The sequence below is a fragment of the Lwoffella lincolnii genome (assembly GCF_037201985.1).
Taxonomy (GTDB): Bacteria; Pseudomonadota; Gammaproteobacteria; order Pseudomonadales; family Moraxellaceae; genus Psychrobacter; species Psychrobacter lincolnii.
Map to the genome: position 1 here is coordinate 1,463,872 of NZ_CP147511.1, position 20,895 is coordinate 1,484,766.

Consider the following 20,895-nt stretch of genomic DNA (forward strand, 5'->3'; position numbering starts at 1 on the left):
CAAACGACTTTATAGCATAAACTTGTTAAAAACTAAACACATCAGCAAATATCTGATGATGTTTATCATGATGTTTCTTATACCATGATGTTTCTTATGTTAAAGTTTCTTATGTTAAAATAGCCTCATTCATCTCATCAAATCACCCACCAATTGACCGAACCAATCAGCTTAAGACACATGTCATCAATCATTTTATTTAACAAGCCTTATGGCGTATTAAGCCAGTTTCGTGCTGATGACGCTAACGAGCATCAAACATTGTCTGCCTTTTTTACGGATAAATCGTTGCGTGTGGCAGGTAGGCTTGATGCCACCAGTGAAGGCTTGCTGCTGTTGACCGCAGACGGACAGATAAATAAAGTCATTACCCAACCTAAGCAAAACAAACTTGGCATGAAGACAAATGCTCTGGGCAAAACCTATTTGGTGCAAGTTGAAGGGCAAGCCACCGATAACCAGCTACATCATCTGTCTAAAGGCGTGATGCTCAAAGATGGCTTAACTCTGCCTGCAACCGCCAAACGGCTAAGTAAAGACACCCTACCCATGCGTCTATGGGATAGGTATCCACCCATTCGTCAGCGTCAAAGTGTGCCAACCAGCTGGCTGATGCTGACCATCTATGAAGGTAAAAACCGCCAAGTCAGACGCATGACCGCTCAAGTTGGCTTACCTTGCTTACGGCTTATTCGTTGGTCAGTGGCAGGGTTTGAGTTAGGGGAGCTGGCGGTTGGGCAGTTTGTCAGAGTGCATCTGAATGCCAAACGCCTAGCCCAACTTGGGCTGTCGCCAGTGATGGCTTAATGGTGGCCCAGTGATGGCTTACTGTCATGGTGGCTTAGCCAATGAATTCCCTTTTCTCTTTTAACCGTGTAACCGTGCCATCTTAAAACCGTATCATCAAGACAATTAAGCGTCTGGGTGCATTCTTACGTTCAGTTCATCAATGACTTCCACCCATACGGCATCACGATTCCACTCTTCTTGCAAAAATGCACGCTGTTTTTCTGTCCAAACTTTGGCATCTTTTAAGTTGGTGTCTTCAGCAAGCTGATTATCAGCGATAAACTGGTCAATGGCTTCATCTGAGCTGTCCAATCCTAATTGAATGAATAAATCATTTAAGGTGTAGCTTTGTTCGCCTAGCATAATAAGTTCCTTTTGTGTGTGGTTTCATTTTTTTAATTGATAAGATAAATAGCCCCAACCAGTTAAAAACCCAACCAATGACCCAAGGGTATGGATAGCTAATTAGTTGGGGCTTGATATGTCAATTGAATTAACAAGTTGCTTATTACTGATTATATGACTTAATACAATAATAAAGACATATTAACCAATAACGCTGATGCCAACACCAACTTATGGTAACAGATGGCTGACCGCATCACGCTCTTCTATCAGCTCAGTTTCGGTGGCTTTCATTTTTTGTTGCGAAAAATCAGACGACACATCTAAGCCTTCAACAATTTGCCAATCGCCGTTTTTGCAAGTACATGGGAATGAATAAATCAAGCCTTCAGTGATGCCATATTGCCCTTGTGAGTACACGCCCATAGACACCCAATCATTATCATCAGTACCCAATGCCCAGCTACGCATGTGAGCGATGGCAGCGTTGGCAGCTGATGCGGCAGAAGACGCACCACGAGCTTTAATGATGGCTGCCCCACGTTGCTGCACGTTGGGAATATAAGTGTTTTCATACCAATCACGCTCAACTTGCTCTAAAGCTGGCTTGCCATTCACGGTGGTAAAGGTCAAATCTGGATATTGTGTCGATGAATGATTGCCCCAAATAATCATTTTTTTGATGTCATTGACAGTGCTGTTGGTTTGTTCCGCCAGCTGTGCCATGCCTCGGTTGTGGTCTAGACGAGTCATGGCAGTGAAATTGCGTGGGTTTAAATCTTTAGCGTTACGCTGAGCGATTAAGGCGTTGGTGTTGGCAGGATTACCGACCACCAAAACTTTAACATCATGGCTGGCAACGTCATTTAATGCTTTACCTTGGGCTGAGAAGATGGCGGCATTGGCTTCTAGCAAATCCTTACGCTCCATGCCCGGCCCACGGGGTCTTGCACCAACCAATAACGCATAGTCAGCATCTTTAAACGCCACGTTCGCATCGTCAGTCTGCACCACACCAGCAAGCAAGGGAAACGCACAATCTTCCAGCTCCATCACCACGCCTTTTAGAGCATCAAGGGCTGGGGTAATCTCAAGCAGTTGTAAAATCACAGGCTGGTCTTTACCAAGCATCTCACCAGATGCGATGCGAAACAACATGGCATAGCTGATGTTACCAGCAGCACCAGTCACCGCAACTCGAACAGGTTGTTTTGTTTGTGTCATATTGGTTTGTGTCATCAGTAATTCCTTTAACTTATAAAAAAATAATGCTTAAAAAGCAACTGAAATGGAAATTTTAACCACGTCATAAGATAACACTTTTTCACCCATTTGATAAGTGGCATTGACCAACCACGGCAAGTTAAAAGTGCAATGTTAAAAGTGCGATATTGTGTTAAAAGTGCGATATTGATTTGTATGGTTGTACTGGGTATTTTTGTTCTGGGTGTTGGTGTATTTCGTGTTTGTGTTAAGTGTTATGGGCATTAGGCATCTGGTAGGCGTGCCATCCAAATGATTGTGAGCAAACAAATCGCACTGATGGCATAGGCAAGCCAAATCATCTCGTGAGACAATCGATAAAATAACATGGCACAGGACATCGCCATCATACCCCATGCCAAATATTTGGCATAACGAGGAATGGCTCGGCGTTCATGCCAATTTCTGATGAAAGGACCAAATGTCTTATGATTGACAAGCCACAGATGAAATTTTTGGGAACTTTTAGCAAAACAAGCCGTTGCCAGTAACACAAAGGGAGTGGTTGGCAGTACAGGCAATACAATGCCCACAATACCAATGCCCAAAAATAAAAACCCTAAGCACAAAAAAACCCCACGCACCACTTGTTGCCAAACCGTGTTCGATGTTGCTGATGGCACGTTTTTTGGGGCAGCTTGGTTTTGGGTGGCTTGAGTATCCAATAGGTCATCAGACATCGGAGACTTGTCCATAAACTTGTCCATAAACTCACTACCAGTAAAGGCCGTTATCGTTAGCATTAACGTATGGGTTTTGCTTGTGTTTTGCATGTCTTGTTGGCTGTTAAGCGGTCAGTGGTGCTGTTTTTTGTTTTGCTATTTTGGTCTGACCACGCCCATACGCTCACTTATCGGTTTGGGTTGACCAAGTAAGTATCCATAAAAGGTAGCATTTTCCATGACCTTTTTCACATAGTCTTTGGTTTCATAATAAGGAATGGTTTCAATGTATTGGTCAGCACTTAGGTTGCCATGGTTAGGTAGCCAACGTATGGCTTTGCTTGAGCCTGCGTTATAGCCTGCGGTGGCAACAGCAGGTTGATGGCCCACTTTTTGTAAGTTATTGCTAAGATACCAAGTGCCATAGCGGATATTGGTATTGGGGTTGGTGGTGTTTTGTGGGGATTCACCCAGCTTGTGAGCGATGTGTTTGGCGGTGTTTGGCATGATTTGCATCAAGCCTCCTGCCCCCACATGAGAGCGAGCTGATTCATTAAAACGGCTCTCTTGACGCATGATGCCGTATGACCATGCAGGGTCGATGCCAACATGACGGCTATGACGTAATACGCTGTCACGGTAGGGTGTTGGGTGGGTGATGGCAAGATTGGTAACCGTTTCACTTGAATCAAGTGCATAGATGGCACGGTCATGCCAGCCAAGTTCATGGGCTTGTAAGGCAGCTGCCATGAGCAGTCCATTATCTCGACGGTCACGTGCTTGCTTAACTGCCCAGTTCCATTCTCGTTTCGTGTCCGAAGGGTCGCCATTATGATGATATAACGCAAAGGCACGAGCAAAGTTGGCGTTTTGTTTGACACGCATGCGGTCTTGATGGCTGACTTGTGGTAAGCGACCACCCCCCATTTGGTTGATGTTCAGTCGTCTGCCCAGTTTGTCTTTGGCAAGCAGTCCATAATAGTCCGTGTGATTTGCCAATCGTTCATAAATCTGTCTAGCAATGCCTTGTTGTTGGTGGTTGCCATGTTCATAGGCTCTTGCCAACCAATATTGCCAAATATCATCACCTTGTATGCCTTTGTCCATATGGCTGATGGCATTAATCACATCTTGCCATTCACTGTAGCGAATGCTTGCTTGGGCATAGTCTTCTGCTTCTTCAAAGTTAAAAGGTTGACCCATGCTTTGACGAAACCAATCCACCGCTTCATGACTAAAGCCGTCATCGGTATTCATGTTCATGCGTTTGACTGCAATGGTGCGGTATGCCATTTGTCGTGTGGCATCATCGAGCAGTTTGTTACGACGGTGAGCATCTTGACGCACATCATAAGCCAGTTGGGTGTGGGCTTCACGATAAGATTTTGCGGTCAAGCGGCCAATGGCGTACAGATACAGATGGCGGTTTTTACTGCTGGGCGGTTGGGCGGCCATTTGGGTAAAAAAGGCATTGGGATTTTGATTGATGCGAGTTAATTCTTCATGACTGATGGGCATTCCCAAAAGACGACTTAAAGCAATGATATCGCCGTTGTTACCCATACGTAACATGCGATACAGTCGCTGTTGGCGTTCATCTTGGCTGATGCCTTGGTAAGCATTTAGCTCAGTTGCCAACTGAGCACAAAGGGCGGGTTGCTTTTTGGTATTTAGCCATACTTTTTGTTTTTCTATCATGACTTGTGTTTGACCACCGCCATAAAGCTCACCCAAAGCCATGGCACAGCGTTCGCTGGTATCGGCATTTTTGATGTGGGGTGAGACTTGTTTAACCGCTTGGTAATTGCCTTGGGTGGCTTGGGCTTCAGCATAGTCAGCGACTAATTTTTCGCTCAATGCGGTATTGGGATATTGTTTGACAAAAGCAATGACGCTGTTGGGCGACAGTGAGCTTAGCTCATTATTGAGCCGCCAGTAGGTTGGATACATGGCAAACAAACTGCCTGCCATCATCTGCTCATACCGATACAAACTGTTTTGGTCGCCATTGTTGGCAGCACGTTTGGCAGATTGATAATGCTCAATACCACTGACGGTTGGCACAGTTTCTTCAATGGCATTTGACCCTTGAGAATGATGATTGGCGATGTTGCCATTGCGTCTGTTGGGTGCATAGTCATCGCTTGGTGGTTGGGGCATGACAAGTTGGGTTGTGGCAGATTGTTTTGAGTTGACATTGAAGCTGGCGTTTTGAGGGATATTAGGCATACCAAGCACAGCTGGCGTGTGTGTTGTGTTGGTCTCGCCCATACTTGAGTTCATGGCATTGGGGTTTATGGCAGGGTTTATGGCATTGGGGTTTATGGTTGTGGTACTACAGGCAGTTTGTAGCATTGCTAAGGCAACCATGGCACTTAAGGTAACTTGACCTTTGGTTAACGGCAAATAGGACATATTCGTAAGCTTTAAGATAAAAAAAGAGAACATGGCTAACTCACAAGCAAGATGATGTTATGGTCTGGCAAAATAAAAAAATAGAACGCCTACTGTCACCAATACCGTGATTAAGTCTGATAAAAGAATGCAAGTCTGATAAAGAAAGAATGCTCATATAAGATAAAGATAATAACAGAACGATAATAACAAGAATAATAGAAATGAAGATGATAACAAAAAAATCATCAAATGGTAAATCGACATAAGTTGATACATAAAACATACCAATGGGCAGGTATTGAGCAAGTATTTGTCAATTGATTGACGCAAATGTCTTAAGCGAATAAACCCAACAATGAATTTCGAACGTGGATAACAAATAACATGGACAACAGATAAAAGCGAAATAACATCATAACCATCATAGACCATTTCATTTAAAGACAGGGCATAATGACAAGTGATGCCAAGCATCACGTTTACATCATGTGCCATCAACATAATGTGCTATAATAAATGGTTAAAATCTTTGCATCTGTTATTTTGACATCGACTGTTTTTATACCCACTATTTTTATATCCACTGTATCCATTGTTTGCCTGTATTGGAAACCGCCACCATGACTGCCACGATATTTAACCCCCGCTCCACCCAAAACCATAACCTAGCCAATAGCATCGAACAGACAACCAAACAAGATAAATCTGAGCAACACAAAAAGGTCTATATCGCCACGCAAGGCTGTCAGATGAATGTCTATGATTCAGAAAAAATGGCGGCGGTATTGGGTGATTCGCATGGCATGACTCTAACCGATGACATCAACGATGCTGATGTGCTGATTATGAACACCTGTTCAATCCGAGAAAAAGCCCAAGAAAAGGTCTTTAGCGAACTGGGTCGCTGGCGTAAATTAAAAGAAAAAAATCCCAAGCTGGTGATTGGTGTGGGTGGTTGTGTGGCATCACAAGAAGGCGATAATATCCAAAAACGAGCCCCTTATGTGGACATGGTGTTTGGTCCACAAACCCTACATCGCTTACCAGAATTATATGACAGTAGCACCAAGCAACAACACACCCAACCAAAAAATCGCATCGGCACTGTAGACGTATCCTTCCCAAGTATTGAGAAATTTGACTTTTTGCCTGAGCCAAAAGTCGAGGGCTTCAAGGCGTTTGTCTCTATCATGGAAGGTTGCTCAAAATATTGTTCGTTTTGTGTCGTGCCTTATACCCGTGGTGAAGAGTTGTCTCGCCCACTTGATGACGTGTTGGCAGAGATTGACAGCTTGGCTGAGCAAGGCGTGCGAGAAGTTACTTTACTTGGGCAAAACGTCAACGGCTATCGTGGCGAAAAAGATGATGGTAGCATTTGTCGATTTGCTGAGCTTTTGCACTATGTGGCACACATTGATGGCATCGAACGTATCCGCTACACCACCAGCCACCCACTTGAATTCACTGATGACATCATCGACGCTTATGGCAAACTGCCACAGTTGGCATCACATCTGCATCTGCCAGTACAAAGTGGCTCAAATTCAGTTTTAGCAGCGATGAAACGTAACCACACCATCGACGTGTACATTAACCAAATCAATAAATTACGAGCAGTGCGTCCTGACATACACTTATCTGGTGATTTTATCATCGGCTTTCCTGGTGAAAGCGATGATGATTATCAACAAACGCTGCAACTGGCCAAAGACTTAGACTTTGACCATTCGTACAGTTTTATCTACTCCAAACGCCCTGGCACGCCTGCTTCTGACTTGCCAGATGACATTCCTTTACAAGTCAAAAAAAACCGCCTTGCTGAGTTTCAAAAGCTGATTGTGCAATCGACACTCAACAAAACCAAAAACATGGTTGGCACACGCCAAAGGGTGCTGGTAGAAGAGCCCGCTGACCGCCATCATAACCATTTGCTTGGCACAGCAGACAACACACGTTCGGTGGTATTTTTAGCAACTGACGCACAACAAGCATCGCTGATGGGCAAGCTGGTAGAAGTGCAAATCACCGAATACATCAGCCCACATATGGTTAAAGGTGAGTTACTGGACGTGTTGGGTTAAATGAATGGGTTAACCAAGTTTTTTATTAAACAGATTTAATGATGGTTGTTTTTTATGACCATATTTTTAGAATATAAACATCAATCAAACTGATAATACAAGGTACTAACATGCTTGACCCAAAACTACTGCGTGGTGATTTAACCGACATAAAAACCAAACTTGCCACTCGTGGCTATGAGCTGGACGTGTCATTTTGGGAGAACATCGAAGAACAACGCAAACAACTACAAATCACCACCGAAGAGCTACAGGCCAAACGCAACGCAGGGGCAAAACAAATTGGTGAGCTAAAACGCCAAGGTAAAGATGCCAGTGATGTGATGCAAGCGATGCAGGCGATAAGTGGCGATATTAAACAAGCTGAAGACAATCTTCGTGCCTTGCAAGACAAAATCACCACTGCCTCTTTACAGATTCCCAATCTACCTGCCGATGGTGTGCCTGTGGGCAGTGATGAAACCGATAATGTGGAAGTTCGCCGTTGGGGCAATCCACGCCAGTTTGAGTTTGCGGTTAAAGACCACACCGACTTAGGTGAACACATGGGGTTGTTGGATTTTGAGATGGCAGCCAAATTAACAGGCAGTCGTTTTAGTGTGTTGACAGGGGCATTAGCACGCCTCAATCGGGCATTAACGCAGTTTATGTTAGATACCCACACGCAAAAATATGGCTATACTGAAATGTATGTGCCTTATATCATTAATGCAGACAGCTTACAAGGGACAGGGCAGTTACCAAAGTTTGCAGAGGATTTATTTAAACTGACAAGCGATAAAGAATACTATCTGATTCCCACATCAGAAGTGCCACTGACCAACAGTGTGCGTGAACGGATTGTCAAACCAGAAGAATTACCCATCAAACTCACCGCTCACACGCCGTGTTTTCGCAGTGAAGCAGGGTCAGCAGGTCGTGATACTCGTGGTCTTATCCGTCAACATCAGTTTGAAAAAGTGGAAATGGTCAATGTGGTGCGAGCAGAGGCATCTGAGCAAGCATTAGAGGACATGACCGCACAGGCTGAATATATTTTGCAACAGCTTGATTTGCCTTATCGAGTGATGCAGTTGTGTACAGGCGACATGGGATTTAGTGCCAGCAAGACTTATGACATTGAGGTGTGGCTACCCAGCCAAAACACCTACCGAGAAATTTCCAGTTGCTCTAACTGTGGTGACTTTCAAGCTCGGCGCATGTCTGCCCGTGTCAAAGATGGCAAAAAAACCGAACTTTTGCACACACTGAACGGCTCAGGATTGGCGGTTGGTCGCACGCTTTTGGCATTGATGGAAAATCACCAAAATGCTGATGGTTCAATCAACATTCCCAAACCCTTACAACCGTACATGGGTGGTGTGCAAAAAATTATTAAAAAAGACAATGATTAACGACAACAATTAACAACAATGATTAGGGCGTGTCCCTAAAGTTGAGTGAATGTTAAGGTTATTTTTGCTGTTTGTTATTCATCACACCGTTTTTTATTCATGACAACTGGGCATCTTATCTAAAAACCAGTATTTATAAACCATTGTTTAGGAATTATCATCATGCCTACCCCAATTAACGAAAGAGTCCTTGCCAATGCCATTCGTGTGCTGTCTTTTGATGCGGTACAAAAAGCCAATTCAGGTCACCCCGGAGCTCCAATGGGCATGGCAGACATTGCCGAAGTGCTGTGGCGTAAATTTTTAAAACACAACCCTGCTGACCCCAACTGGATTAACCGAGATCGTTTTGTGTTGTCAAATGGTCATGGTTCAATGCTTCAGTATGCGTTATTACATTTATCAGGCTATGATGTCAGCATTGATGACATTAAAAACTTTCGCCAGTTACATTCAAAAACGCCCGGACACCCAGAATACGGCTACACACCAGGGGTTGAGACCACCACAGGACCTTTGGGGCAAGGCATTGCCAATGCGGTGGGTTTTGCCATTGCCGAACGCACCTTGGCAGCTCAATTTAACCGTGATGGACATGCCATCATCGATCATCATACTTATGCGTTTTTGGGTGATGGTTGCTTGATGGAAGGCATCAGCCATGAAGTCTGCTCGTTGGCAGGCACGCTTGGGCTGGGCAAGTTGATTTTCTTTTATGATGACAATGGCATTTCCATTGATGGCGACGTGGAAGGCTGGTTTGGTGATGATACCAAAGCCCGTTTTGAAAGCTATCATTGGCATGTGCAAAGCATCGATGGACATGATGCCGATGCCATCACGGTTGCTACCCAAGCTGCCATCGATGAGACCGATAAGCCCAGTTTGATTATTTGTAAGACCATCATTGGGGCAGGTAGCCCTAACAAACAAGGCAAAGAGTCCAGCCACGGAGCGCCTTTGGGTGATGATGAAATCGCCCTGACTCGTGAAACTTTATCATGGAAACATGCCCCATTTGACCTAGATGATGCCATTTATGACGCATGGAATGGTAAAGCCAAAGGTGATGTGTTACAAAAAAACTGGCAAGCCAACTTTGATGCTTATCAAAAAGCTCACCCACAGCTTGCCAATGAATTGCTCAGACGCTTACAAGGCAGATTGCCAGAAGAGTTTGAACAACAGTCTTACGCCTTTATCCAAGCTTGTCAAACCACAGATGCCAACATCGCCAGTCGTAAAGCCAGCCAAAATGCCTTAAATGCCTTGCAAAAACTGTTGCCTGAGCTGATTGGTGGCTCAGCAGATTTGGCAGGATCAAATTTGACTTTATTTGAAGGGGCAAAAGGTATCCAAACCGATGCTGATGGCAACTACATCTATTATGGCGTGCGTGAATTCGGCATGACCGCTATCGCCAATGGCATTGCCTTATATGGTGGTTTTATCCCTTATGTGGCAACCTTTTTGATGTTTATGGAATACGCACGTAACGCCGTGCGTATGTCAGCACTGATGAAACAACGGGTCATTCATGTCTATACCCATGACTCTATTGGTCTGGGAGAAGACGGCCCAACGCATCAACCTGTTGAGCAGTTAGCAAGCTTAAGAGCCACGCCAAATCTACATACTTGGCGACCTTGCGACAGCGTTGAGACAGCGGTGGCCTGGGTGCATGCCATTAAGTCAGCCAACACCCCATCAGCATTGATTTTTAGCCGACAAAACTTACCACATCAACAGCGTAACAACAACCAAGTGGCAGACATTGCCAAAGGTGGCTATGTGTTGGCAAAAGAGCAAAGCAAACTGGAAGCCATCATCATCGCCACAGGCTCAGAAGTACAGCTTGCCATGCAAGCCCATCAACAATTATCTGCCGACGGTCGTGGGGTGCGGGTGGTGTCAATGCCGTGTTGCGAAGTGTTTAGCCAACAAGAGGCAGATTATCGTGAAGCTGTGCTTCCCAGTGATGTTACCGCTCGGGTGGCAGTCGAAGCTGCCCATGTGGATTATTGGCATAAGTTTGTTGGCTTAAATGGCAACATCATTGGCATGACCACCTTTGGTGAGTCTGCGCCTGCCAAAGACTTATTTAAAGAGTTTGGCATCACCAGCGATGCGGTGATAGAAGCAGTGAAAGCCTTGATTGATTAACTGTTTCATGTTGATTCTGTCATAGACAAAAAAGACATGCTCATAGGAGCATGTCTTTTGGTTTGGCAACCATTCAATCACCGTTCTAGCTTAATCACCATTTTAGCTTAACTGCCTTATCTTATCTGCCTTGGCTTAAAGGTCTGATGACGTTTTATTTAAACGCCATTTTTTTTAACAACACCAACACCGCCCCATTGCCACCATCTTTAGCAGGGGCAGACACGAATGCCAATACCTGAGGCAGTTGCCTTAACCAACCATTGACGCACGTTTTTAATATCGCATCACTGCCTTTGCCATGGACAATTTTTACCACTGTTTCCCCATTTTTTTGGGCTTGTGTTAATAAAGTCATCATGGCTTCACGAGCTTGTTCGATGTTACAACCGTGAATGTCCACCGCATCATACCAACGTAATTTGCCTTGTTTGAGCTGATTAAATACGTTGTTCGGTAGTGTCGGTACTTTGTGGCTCAGATAGGCATCAGCAGAAACAGGGTTTAGTAACGCTTGCATATCGGATAAACCAGAGCCTAAGTCCACATCATCAGCGCCTTGAGCGGCGGCACGTTTGGATAAGGTGGTGGCATCGGGTTTGTTGATTTTTGGGGCATGAACAGGTGAGCGGATATTTTTATCTTCTAAAGGTTGTACGCCTGCCATGGCTTGCATAAACAGCACCTTATCATCATCAACATGTTGGCTGTTTAATTGTTTGACTGCTTTTTTGATTTGCTTATGTGATGGCAAGCTCACAGGTTCAGTGGGTTTTCGGTTTTCAACATCGGTTGAGGTGGCATCACGTCCACGAGTGAGCTGACTTTTTAGCTCTTTTAACTGGTCTTGCATTTGTTTAGAAAATAAAGAGTTTGACATCGATAATCACCATTTGTCTGTCATGTTAAATTAAATCAACCAAATCAAGCTTAGACCAAGCTTGATAATTGTGCCAACATCTCACTCAATGCATTTGCTGGTTGCTCAGTTTTCATAAACTGCTCACCGATTAAAAAATGATGAATGCCATTGGCCTGCATTAAGCGTAAATCTTGTGCGGTTTGTAAGCCACTTTCACTGACCACAAGTGCCTTATCGCCGTGTTGTGCCAAGCGGTCTAATAGTTGGTCTTTTAGCCGAATGCTGTGTGCCAAATCCACGTTAAAAGTGTTTAAATCACGATTATTAATGCCATAAATATTGTGCTTGGTGAAGGGCAATTGTAATGCTCGCTCAAGTTCACTGGCGGTATGCACTTCAATCAACACGTCCATACCAAAATCTATGGCCAAACCATGTAACTGATGCAAGGCATCATCGTCCAAACACGCCACAATCAGCAACACACAATCCGCCCCAAGCAAATAAGACTGATAAATGTGATACGCATCGACCATAAAATCCTTACGCAATACAGGCAAATCACACGCATTTTTTGCTACAATCAGATGGTCATCATGCCCTTTAAAATACCGCACATCGGTCAATACCGATAAGCAACTTGCCCCTGCTTGCTGATAACCTTTTGCGATGGCAATGGGGTCAAAGTTTGGGCTGATAATGCCTTTGGACGGTGAGGCTTGCTTGATTTCAGCGATGATACCCACTTGATTCAACTGCCAAGCATGGCGTAATGCTTGGGCAAAACCACGGCTGAGATAATCACCACTGGCGTGTTGAGCCAACGCTTGCTCTTTTATCTCTGATAAAGATTGCTGAGCTTTGGCAATGTCAAGCTCTTGCCATTTGCTGGCAATGATGCGTTGTAAGACTGATGGGATATTGGTCATGGCGGTTTGGCTGTTATGTTATTGGGTATGATTTGGTTGGTTATGATTTATTAATAAATTATTAAATACTTATTAATTATGATGTCATTGGGCATTATTTGCCAAATGATTGGGTAAACTTGGTAAAATTGTGCATCTTATGCAACGCATCACCACTTTGTATCACACTTTGGGCGATGTTCACCCCATTGGGCAAATTACTGGCAAGTCCACCAACGTATATCGCTGCCCCTGCATTTAGGGCTATCATGTCTCGAGCTTTTAGCACCGTTTTACTGTGGGTTTCTTCACCGGATAACGCCACTCGTATCAATGCCAAGCTTTGCTCTGATGTGGCAACTTCTAACCCAATTAGGGTCTGTGAGTCGATGCCCACATCTTCTGGCATCAGCTCATACACTTCAATATTACCATCTTTGAGTTCTGCCACTTGAGTGCCTGCAGCAAGGCTAATCTCATCAAGCCCATCGTTAGAACCAACCACCATCACATGCTTATCACCCAATTCTTGCAAGACTTTCGCCAAGGGCAAACACAACTTGGGGGTAAACACACCAATCACAGCATTGACAGCCCCAGCAGGGTTGGTCAGTGGCCCTAAGATGTTAAATAAAGTACGCATGCCCAAAGCACGACGGACAGGCATGGCATGACGCATGGCAGGGTGATGGTTGGGTGCAAATAAAAATCCTAAATTTTGTTGTTCAAGACAAGCCAAGGTTTCATCATGGCTTAAGTCCAGCTTAACCCCTGCTTGTGCCAACACATCAGAACTGCCTGATTTACCAGACACACTTCGGTTGCCATGTTTGGCAACTTTTACCCCAGCGGTGGCAGCAACCAATGCTGATGCGGTTGAGACATTAAATAAGTTTGCCCCATCGCCACCTGTCCCCACTATGTCCACCAAACGTTCTGGATTGGTAGGCTCGATGCGTTCAGCAAGCTCACGCATGACAGCAGCAGCGGCGGTAATTTCATCGATGGATTCGCTTTTCATGCGTAAGGCAGTGAGCATCGCTCCCATGCGTGCGTCATTGCATTTGCCTGTCATGATAAGCAACATCACCTCTCGCATTTGCTCATAGGTTAAGTCAATGCGATCGATGGCGTTGTCTAATGCTAAGCGTAGTTTTTTATCGATTTGTTCTTCAGTTAGGGCATTAATTTGTGCTAATGTTAGGGCGTATTGGCTGTTTTTCATGGGTAATCCTTTTTGTAGCTGAAGTTTTGTTGCTATATCATGATAAAAACAATGATAAAATGATAAATAAAAACTGGTAGAAATTAAGTTACAAACTAAAGAGTGGTGGTTGGTAATGTTTGACTATCAATATCACTTAACCCATGCAGACGCAAAAAATTATTCAAAAGAAGCAATCCTGCTTGACTTAATATCGATTCGGGGTGAAACTGTACCCCATACAAAGGTAAACGATGGTGGCAAATACCCATAATTTCTTTTATATTAGCTTTACCATCTAGACCATCTTGCGTCCAAGCACTCACCTGTAAACACTGGGGCAAACTATCCTTATCCACCAACAAAGAATGATAGCGAGTGGCAAGAAATGGCTCAATAAGCCCTACAAACAAACCTTTACCATCATGATGAACCGCACTGATACGTCCGTGCATGATTTGCTCTGCTGGCACTATCTTAGCACCAAAAACTTGAGCAATTACTTGATGTCCCAAACACACGCCTAATATTGGATACACGCCTGCCAACCGTTCAATCACTGTTAAGCTAATTCCTGAATTATCTGGCGTGCCAGGACCAGGACCAATGACAATCGCATCTGGAGTTATTGCTTGGATTTGTTCAATACTTACTGCATCGTTTTGCTTAACCAACACCGTCTGCCCCAACTGCTCAAAATACTGCACAAGGTTATAAGTGAAACTGTCAAAGTTATCAATGAATAGTAGCATGGTTTACCTTTTAACTTTTAACTTTGTCATCTAACTGTATCATCGTCATCATCAATCCAACCAAAAGTAACCATCATACCTAAACAACAATATCTAAAATGACAATACTAGAAAGCAATCTGGAGCAAAAGACACTTAAGATAACTATAACACAAACCGAATGTATCAATAAACCAGCACCCTGCTTTTACCATCACTTTTATCTCACCGCTGATGTATGGTGGCATCATCATATGGTTGCTTATGTCATATGGTTGCTTATATGGTTGCATAGTCGGTCTCAACTGTGCCACAATCAACAATCAAATGCCCAATATGCCACCATCAATGTGCCACAAGCAAACAATGTACCACAAACAAACACACCATTTTATCTCACCAACTTAATAGATTTCACCAACTTAATAGGAGACTTCCATGTCCAACAAGTTATTCGACCTTATCCAAAAAGCCAATGCCAAATGGGTGGATTTTCGCTTTACTGACACTCGTGGCAAAGAGCATCACATCAGCTATCCTGCTAACAGCATTGATGAAGATGTGCTAGAAGATGGTAAAATGTTTGATGGGTCATCCATTGCTGGCTGGAAAGGCATCGAAGCGTCAGACATGATTTTGCGTCCTGACCCTAAGACGGCGTTTATTGACCCATTTTTTGATTCACCCACGGTGGTGGTAACTTGTGACATCATTGAACCCTCTACATTACAAGGTTATGACCGTGATCCTCGCTCCATCGCCCACCGTGCCGAAGAGTACCTAAAATCAACAGGCATTGGTGACACGGCATTTTTTGGCCCTGAACCAGAGTTTTTTGTCTTTGATGATGTCAAATGGTCCATCGACATGTCAGGGGCAAGGCACACCATCACGGCTGAAGAAGCCGCTTGGTCAACCGACACTGAATACCAATGGGGCAATACAGGACATCGCCCTCATGTCAAAGGGGGCTATTTGCCTGTGCCACCCATCGACAGCAGTCAAGACATGCGATCAGTGATGTGTGAGCGTATCGAGGAAATCATGGGCAAAGGACGTGTTGAAGTGCATCATCACGAAGTTGCCTCGTGCCAGTCTGAGATTGGCGTGTCATTTAATACCATGGTGCGTAAGGCGGACGAAGTACAACAACTTAAATATGTGGTGCATAACGTTGCCCATCAGTTTGGCAAAACCGCCACCTTCATGCCCAAACCCTTGGTTGGCGATAACGGTTCAGGAATGCACGTTCACATCTCCATCAGCAAAGACGGACAGAACACCTTTGCTGGCGATGAATACGCAGGTCTATCAGAAACCGCCCTATACTTCATCGGTGGCATCATCAAACACGCCCGCGCATTAAACGCCATCACCAACCCTGCAACCAACAGCTATAAACGCCTTGTGCCACATTACGAAGCACCCATTAAGCTTGCATATTCGGCTCGCAACCGCTCGGCATCCATTCGCATTCCACATGTCTCTAGCCCAAAAGCCATTCGTGTGGAAGCCCGATTCCCTGACCCAGCTGCCAACCCTTATCTTGCCTTTGCTGCCTTGCTGATGGCAGGTTTAGACGGCATTCAAAACAAACTGCACCCAGGAGACGCAGCAGACAAAAACTTATATGATTTGCCACCAGAAGAAGAAGCCCAAATCCCAACCGTGGCAGAGAACTTAGAAGTTGCCTTGCAAGCATTAAAAGATGACATGGACTTTTTATTAAAAGGAGATGTGTTTAGCAAAGAGATGCTAGAAGCCTACATCGCCTTAAAACAAGAAGAAGCACAACGGCTCAATGTAACCGTACACCCTGTAGAAATGGACATGTACTATAGCTGCTAATCAGTTACCAATCAACCATTGGCAAACTGATTGATTAGAACACGTTTTAAAAACCCAGTGAATATCAATCAGCTGGGTTTTTGACATACTCCCACCACCAAACCTAGCGGTTATGGTGGGGGAATCTTTGCGACCCATAACAATCTCAACTTAGATTGAGTTGTTACCTTTCGTCATGCCACCATCGCTGAATAGTATCGGCATGAGGGAACTCTTTATACAGTAGCAAGTCCTGCTACATCAGCTAACGCTTGCTTTTTATGGTTCTTTACCATGTTTTTTACACCTAAATCTTCAATCGCATAACTGGTAGCTTGGTTTTCGCAAATCAGTTTATGCGTGACTTTATGGTGTAAGTCTAAGCGCTGGTTGCGTACTTTTTCTACAAGCAACAGCTAACTTTTTTGAAATATGGGTATAATTTAGCATTGTTTTTATTTAGTGTCTATGACATCGAAAAACAACGACATCAAAAAACAACAACGCCCTGATTAGGGCTTACTGCTTACATCTCCACCTAAATCGAAGATTATAGGTGGAGAATTACGCAGGATATGTTAAATTGACTGACTATTGATAATATAATGACCATGTCAACAACATTTGTCTATTTTATGGTGATTTTATGCAACCCAACAGCGTTAATACCGTTAGCACGTTTTCTACCATCTTGCTTTTTGCCTTAACCAGCATGGCAAGCCTAACCGCAACAGCGACCCCAATTTATAAAGTGACCGACAACAATGGCAAGGTCATCTTTACTGACCGCCCTAACCAGTACCAAGACACCGCCAGTAACATCACCAGCATCAGCCCTACTTCTGCCACCACATCCACCTACACGCCTGCCCCTGCTTCAAGCCATCACACCAGTGCCACCGCCAATCATCAAAACAGCCAAACACCCAAACGTTATCAGCTCAGCTTTATCAGTCCAAGTGAGCCAACCCCCTATCGCCGTCCAGCACAAAATATCGATGTTCAGCTGAGCGTTACTCCCAGCCTAGATGCCACTGACACAGTACAAATATTGCTTGACGGACAGCCCATTACCCAAGGGCTGACTGCCAGCATACCCACCCTTGAGCTTAACCCCGGTGAACACACGCTGACTGCTCAAATCATCAGTCATGGCGATGGCCACATCACAAGCACGCTAAGCCAAGTGAATCAGACCATTTATGTCATTCAAAATAACTTGGCAGTACAAAATAAGCGTGCCTTACAACGCAAAAAGGCAGTTTATGACCGCCTGCCATGGTATCAAAAACTGTATTTTAACCTAAGACAAGACAATCCATTTGCTGACGTGGCAAAAACGCCCTAACGAACCAGTTCAATCTTACCATCAGCAATCACACTGATGACGCTATTACCTGATTCAAACTCTTGAGTAGGAACAGCCGTCAGTTGTGCATCTGCCAATGAATACATAGATCCAATCGGTATTGGCGGTTGGTGTGTGTTGCTGGTGAGAGTGACGCTAATCAGGCGATGGCCATTTGCCCCCCAAGTGTGTGCTAAGCGGCTGGCTTGCTCTTGAAATGCTTTTGATGCCCGTTCTTTAAGCTGAGTTTCTATCTGATTTTGACGCTGTTTTGACACCGTAAAATGAATATCACCCATCAGTAAATTGTCTTGTAACTGAGCAATCAGCTGACTGACCGCATTCATGTCGCTACTTTTGATTTGTACATAAGCTTCCCCAGTCCAGCCAATGATTTTATGATTGTCATCATATCTTGGATAGGTATTTTGTTGCCCTGTGCTGACGGTGATGCTTGGGTAGCGTTTGGCGGTGAGCATGGCTTGGTTGATGGCAGTGTTCAGCTGAGTGGCAAGGTCTTTGGCAGTTTTGGCTTGGGCTTTTTTGTATAGGCTGGCTTGCACTTCATCATTGGCAATCTCATCACTGACTTGGGTGCTAAAACTGAGCTGGTCATAGCCTGTTGGTTGGGCGTGAACAGCGGTGGCGATGCCTGAGAAAACTGCCAATGTTGTTAATGTTGTTAATGTTGTTAATGTTGTTAATGCCATGCTACTGGCACGTTTGATATTTACTAGGGTAATTTTTTTGAGTGTTTTCATAAAATACCTACGATATCAACTGTCATATAAATCATCATATGACCGTTTGGGATAAAAGTGGTTAAAGAGTAACCCCATCATGACGTCAAATCAACATGATATGATATATGATGTGTCAATTTTAAGTGATTAATTAACACATCACCATTGCAATTTTGTCAAAATTATGTATAATGTGTCCTTAGTGGCTCTATTGGTAGCCTCGCAACATTGTCCTATGAAGTCCTATGAACCCCGCCAGGACCGGAAGGTAGCAACGGTAGTAGACACAATGTGTGCCGAGGATGTGCTGATAGAGTCGCTTTTTTTATGCCTTGCGGTTGGTTTTGACCGACAAACCGCCCACAAAAATATGATGTACCGCCTATTTTTCAAAAAAATGATAAAAGTGATGGGTGTCTAGGTTGGCATATCGCTTAATTTTGCCCCAAAATAGCTTTACAATACAATTAAATTTATGTGCAATGTGAGCCTAAATTATGACAACTTCAAATTTAAATATCCGCATTGATGATGACTTAAAGCACCAAGCAAAGGTAATTTTGGACGGTTACGGCATTTCGCCAAGCCAAGCGGTCAAAATGCTGTTTTTGGAGCTTGTCGCCACTCGCAAGTTCCCCCTAAGCCTAAGCCATCAAGCTGACTATGAGCCAAACGAGATTACGCTACGAGCCATTAACGAGCTTGAAAGTGGTATCTATACTGAAAGCACGCTAGACGAGATTTTGGAGCTAAATAATGCGTAAATTGGTACGCTCCAAAGATTTTGACCGTGATTTTCGCAAGGTGGACTTATCTAATGAGCTGTTAGAAGTCCTAAGCTGTTTGATTAATGATTTGCCACTTGACCCAAAGTATAAAGACCTTACACTAACAGGCAACTGGAAAGACTACCGAGAATGCCATATCAAGCCTGATTTACTGCTTGTTTATCGCAAAGAAAGCATAGATGGCAAGGATATTCTGAAAGTGGCTAGGTTAAGCAGTCATTCCAATATTTTTAGCGTGAAAAAACGTCAAAAGAAATAATTTGCCTACCGCCCAAAGCCCTTGCTACTTGCTAGGGCTTTTTGTTGTTCTGCAATAAGCTCATTAGCCTGTTGTTCTCGTTGTTTAATTTGGCGTTCTGTGTCGTTAATTTGTCTATTAGCCCCTGTAATTGCTCGTTCTGCATTCTCAAAGACTGATTGACTGCCGTTAATTGCCGTATCTGCTCGCTCTGCGTTGCTGTGGTCGCCTGTAAGTCATTTAACTGCTGTTCTAGTTCGGTTAGCAAGGTGTTGTAGTCGTTCAAAAAGCTGTTGTGCATTGGTGAAAAAATCCTGTCTTTTTTGTTGAATGGCGTTTAAAGGCTCTACAATGCGTTTTAAGCGTGTTTTTGGTGTGGGTGGGTACTATATATGCTTTTGACAGGGCTTGTAGGCTCTCTCATGGCGTTTATTTGCGTATTTTGATTGCGTACCCACCGTTTTTGTTGGCAAATACTTCCGCTTTCTTGTTTTTGGTCGCTATGTAGTAAAATTTCTCGTCTTGCTGTATGTTGAATTGGTTCAATACTTTTGGTGGCAGGGGCATTTGGTCTATGGTTACCTGTATTTGAGCTTGTTCGGCTCTCATGTCTTTTAAACTCTTGTATGTCCATAGGGTATGTCCATAGGGCGGCCAATCCCATGACTAAGATTATCGCCAACAGTCCACCAATGGTTATCATCAGCCAATTTTTGAATGCTAAGGCGGTGTTCAATTTCGCTTGTAAGTTCGTTTGGTGGTCACTGATAGAGTTTGATATTAAACGCTCGCTTTCGTTCAATCTCTGCTGTAAGGATTGTTCCAGCTTCAAGAATTCGGCTTGAACGATTTGCTCGGTAGTTTTGGCTCGCTCGCTTTTTTTATGCCTTGCGAATAAAAAACCACGCCAAGATGAACCATGACGTGGTTTTTTTGATGAGCTGATGCGGTCATGCCATCATTCAGTCATGCCATGATGTCAGGGCGTCATCATTCTTCCATCGGTAGGTCAGGATTTTTTATCAAATGCAAGGTGGCAAGTATCAAGCCTCCCCATATCAGTATCATGGCAATCAGCATAAAGATGATGGCAGTGGTGGACATAAGTTTTCTCCCTTTGGTATCAGTATCAATCAATATCGGTATCTATTT

Annotated in this window: 21 protein-coding genes and 1 other RNA gene; 9 read left to right on the forward strand and 13 right to left on the reverse strand. The window is 44.0% G+C overall.

What is annotated here, in order from left to right:
- Window positions 1-180 precede the first annotated feature (180 nt).
- The gene (locus WDM69_RS06600) at window positions 181-807 is read left to right on the forward strand and encodes a pseudouridine synthase (RefSeq protein ID WP_078306915.1); all 627 of its coding nucleotides are present in this window, start codon (window positions 181-183) and stop codon (window positions 805-807) included.
- Between the two features lie 105 nt (window positions 808-912).
- Here the strand turns inward: WDM69_RS06600 and WDM69_RS06605 are convergent, their stop codons facing one another.
- The 4 genes from WDM69_RS06605 to WDM69_RS06620 all read right to left on the reverse strand — a co-directional run bounded on the left by WDM69_RS06605 (window position 913) and on the right by WDM69_RS06620 (window position 5,507).
- A complete protein-coding gene (locus tag WDM69_RS06605) occupies window positions 913-1,152 on the reverse strand; it encodes a DUF2789 family protein (protein ID WP_078306916.1) in 240 nt (79 codons plus the stop codon).
- A gap of 213 nt (window positions 1,153-1,365) precedes the next feature.
- Window positions 1,366-2,358, reverse strand: coding sequence for a malate dehydrogenase (locus tag WDM69_RS06610; protein WP_338755900.1), 993 nt, complete (start codon window positions 2,356-2,358; stop codon window positions 1,366-1,368).
- Between the two features lie 263 nt (window positions 2,359-2,621).
- Window positions 2,622-3,170, reverse strand: coding sequence for a YbaN family protein (locus tag WDM69_RS06615; RefSeq protein ID WP_338755161.1), 549 nt, complete (start codon window positions 3,168-3,170; stop codon window positions 2,622-2,624).
- Window positions 3,171-3,215: 45 nt separating this feature from the next.
- On the reverse strand, window positions 3,216-5,507 hold the full coding sequence (locus WDM69_RS06620; protein WP_338755162.1) for a lytic transglycosylase domain-containing protein: 2,292 nt from the start codon (window positions 5,505-5,507) through the stop codon (window positions 3,216-3,218).
- A 569-nt stretch (window positions 5,508-6,076) separates the two neighbouring features.
- On the opposite strand from WDM69_RS06620, the gene miaB reads away from it, so the two are divergent.
- The 3 genes from miaB to tkt all read left to right on the forward strand — a co-directional run bounded on the left by miaB (window position 6,077) and on the right by tkt (window position 11,094).
- Window positions 6,077-7,537: a tRNA (N6-isopentenyl adenosine(37)-C2)-methylthiotransferase MiaB gene (miaB, locus tag WDM69_RS06625; RefSeq protein WP_078306919.1), complete on the forward strand. Its 1,461-nt coding sequence runs from the start codon at window positions 6,077-6,079 to the stop codon at window positions 7,535-7,537.
- A gap of 110 nt (window positions 7,538-7,647) precedes the next feature.
- A complete protein-coding gene (gene serS / locus WDM69_RS06630; RefSeq protein ID WP_338755163.1) occupies window positions 7,648-8,931 on the forward strand; it encodes a serine--tRNA ligase in 1,284 nt (427 codons plus the stop codon).
- A 162-nt stretch (window positions 8,932-9,093) separates the two neighbouring features.
- Window positions 9,094-11,094 (forward strand): transketolase, encoded by a 2,001-nt coding sequence (gene tkt, locus WDM69_RS06635; protein WP_338755164.1) that lies wholly within the window; start codon window positions 9,094-9,096, stop codon window positions 11,092-11,094.
- A 154-nt stretch (window positions 11,095-11,248) separates the two neighbouring features.
- Here tkt and WDM69_RS06640 read toward each other — a convergent pair whose 3' ends face one another.
- The 4 genes from WDM69_RS06640 to WDM69_RS06655 all read right to left on the reverse strand — a co-directional run bounded on the left by WDM69_RS06640 (window position 11,249) and on the right by WDM69_RS06655 (window position 14,820).
- Window positions 11,249-11,974: a Smr/MutS family protein gene (locus WDM69_RS06640; protein ID WP_338755165.1), complete on the reverse strand. Its 726-nt coding sequence runs from the start codon at window positions 11,972-11,974 to the stop codon at window positions 11,249-11,251.
- A 50-nt stretch (window positions 11,975-12,024) separates the two neighbouring features.
- Window positions 12,025-12,885, reverse strand: coding sequence for an indole-3-glycerol phosphate synthase TrpC (trpC, locus tag WDM69_RS06645; protein WP_338755166.1), 861 nt, complete (start codon window positions 12,883-12,885; stop codon window positions 12,025-12,027).
- 94 nt (window positions 12,886-12,979) lie between these two features.
- Window positions 12,980-14,089, reverse strand: coding sequence for an anthranilate phosphoribosyltransferase (trpD, locus tag WDM69_RS06650; protein WP_338755167.1), 1,110 nt, complete (start codon window positions 14,087-14,089; stop codon window positions 12,980-12,982).
- A gap of 95 nt (window positions 14,090-14,184) precedes the next feature.
- On the reverse strand, window positions 14,185-14,820 hold the full coding sequence (locus WDM69_RS06655) for an anthranilate synthase component II (protein ID WP_338755168.1): 636 nt from the start codon (window positions 14,818-14,820) through the stop codon (window positions 14,185-14,187).
- 417 nt (window positions 14,821-15,237) lie between these two features.
- Here WDM69_RS06655 and glnA point away from each other — a divergent pair, with 417 nt between their 5' ends.
- Window positions 15,238-16,647 carry a type I glutamate--ammonia ligase gene (glnA, locus tag WDM69_RS06660; protein ID WP_338755169.1) on the forward strand — a complete coding sequence of 470 codons (1,410 nt, stop codon included), beginning with the start codon at window positions 15,238-15,240 and terminating at the stop codon, window positions 16,645-16,647.
- 215 nt (window positions 16,648-16,862) lie between these two features.
- Here the strand turns inward: glnA and WDM69_RS06665 are convergent, their stop codons facing one another.
- Entirely contained in the window at window positions 16,863-17,039 is a 177-nt protein-coding gene (locus WDM69_RS06665; RefSeq protein ID WP_338755170.1) for a transposase, read from the reverse strand.
- 233 nt (window positions 17,040-17,272) lie between these two features.
- Here WDM69_RS06665 and WDM69_RS06670 point away from each other — a divergent pair, with 233 nt between their 5' ends.
- On the forward strand, window positions 17,273-17,974 hold the full coding sequence (locus WDM69_RS06670) for a DUF4124 domain-containing protein (RefSeq protein WP_338755171.1): 702 nt from the start codon (window positions 17,273-17,275) through the stop codon (window positions 17,972-17,974).
- Here the strand turns inward: WDM69_RS06670 and WDM69_RS06675 are convergent.
- Window positions 17,971-18,735, reverse strand: a complete 765-nt coding sequence (locus tag WDM69_RS06675; RefSeq protein ID WP_338755172.1) for an SIMPL domain-containing protein — start codon at window positions 18,733-18,735, stop codon at window positions 17,971-17,973. The two genes, WDM69_RS06670 and WDM69_RS06675, sit on opposite strands and share 4 nt — an antisense overlap.
- A gap of 191 nt (window positions 18,736-18,926) precedes the next feature.
- On the opposite strand from WDM69_RS06675, the gene ffs reads away from it, so the two are divergent.
- The 3 genes from ffs (at window position 18,927) to WDM69_RS06690 (ending at window position 19,764) form a co-directional block, all read left to right on the forward strand.
- Window positions 18,927-19,033: signal recognition particle sRNA small type (ffs, locus tag WDM69_RS06680), an RNA gene on the forward strand.
- 181 nt (window positions 19,034-19,214) lie between these two features.
- A complete protein-coding gene (locus tag WDM69_RS06685; protein ID WP_338755173.1) occupies window positions 19,215-19,481 on the forward strand; it encodes a type II toxin-antitoxin system RelB/DinJ family antitoxin in 267 nt (88 codons plus the stop codon).
- Window positions 19,474-19,764 (forward strand): type II toxin-antitoxin system YafQ family toxin, encoded by a 291-nt coding sequence (locus tag WDM69_RS06690; RefSeq protein ID WP_338755174.1) that lies wholly within the window; start codon window positions 19,474-19,476, stop codon window positions 19,762-19,764. The genes WDM69_RS06685 and WDM69_RS06690 overlap by 8 nt, the downstream gene beginning before the upstream one ends.
- 31 nt (window positions 19,765-19,795) lie before the next feature.
- On the opposite strand, the gene WDM69_RS06695 is transcribed toward WDM69_RS06690, so the two are convergent.
- The 3 genes from WDM69_RS06695 to WDM69_RS06705 form a co-directional block, all read right to left on the reverse strand.
- Complete coding sequence (locus tag WDM69_RS06695) at window positions 19,796-20,044, reverse strand: hypothetical protein (protein ID WP_338755175.1); 249 nt, start codon at window positions 20,042-20,044, stop codon at window positions 19,796-19,798.
- Window positions 20,045-20,101: 57 nt separating this feature from the next.
- Window positions 20,102-20,575: a hypothetical protein gene (locus tag WDM69_RS06700; RefSeq protein ID WP_338755176.1), complete on the reverse strand. Its 474-nt coding sequence runs from the start codon at window positions 20,573-20,575 to the stop codon at window positions 20,102-20,104.
- 158 nt (window positions 20,576-20,733) lie between these two features.
- Complete coding sequence (locus WDM69_RS06705) at window positions 20,734-20,847, reverse strand: methionine/alanine import family NSS transporter small subunit (RefSeq protein ID WP_078306933.1); 114 nt, start codon at window positions 20,845-20,847, stop codon at window positions 20,734-20,736.
- Between the last annotated feature and the right edge of the window lie 48 nt (window positions 20,848-20,895).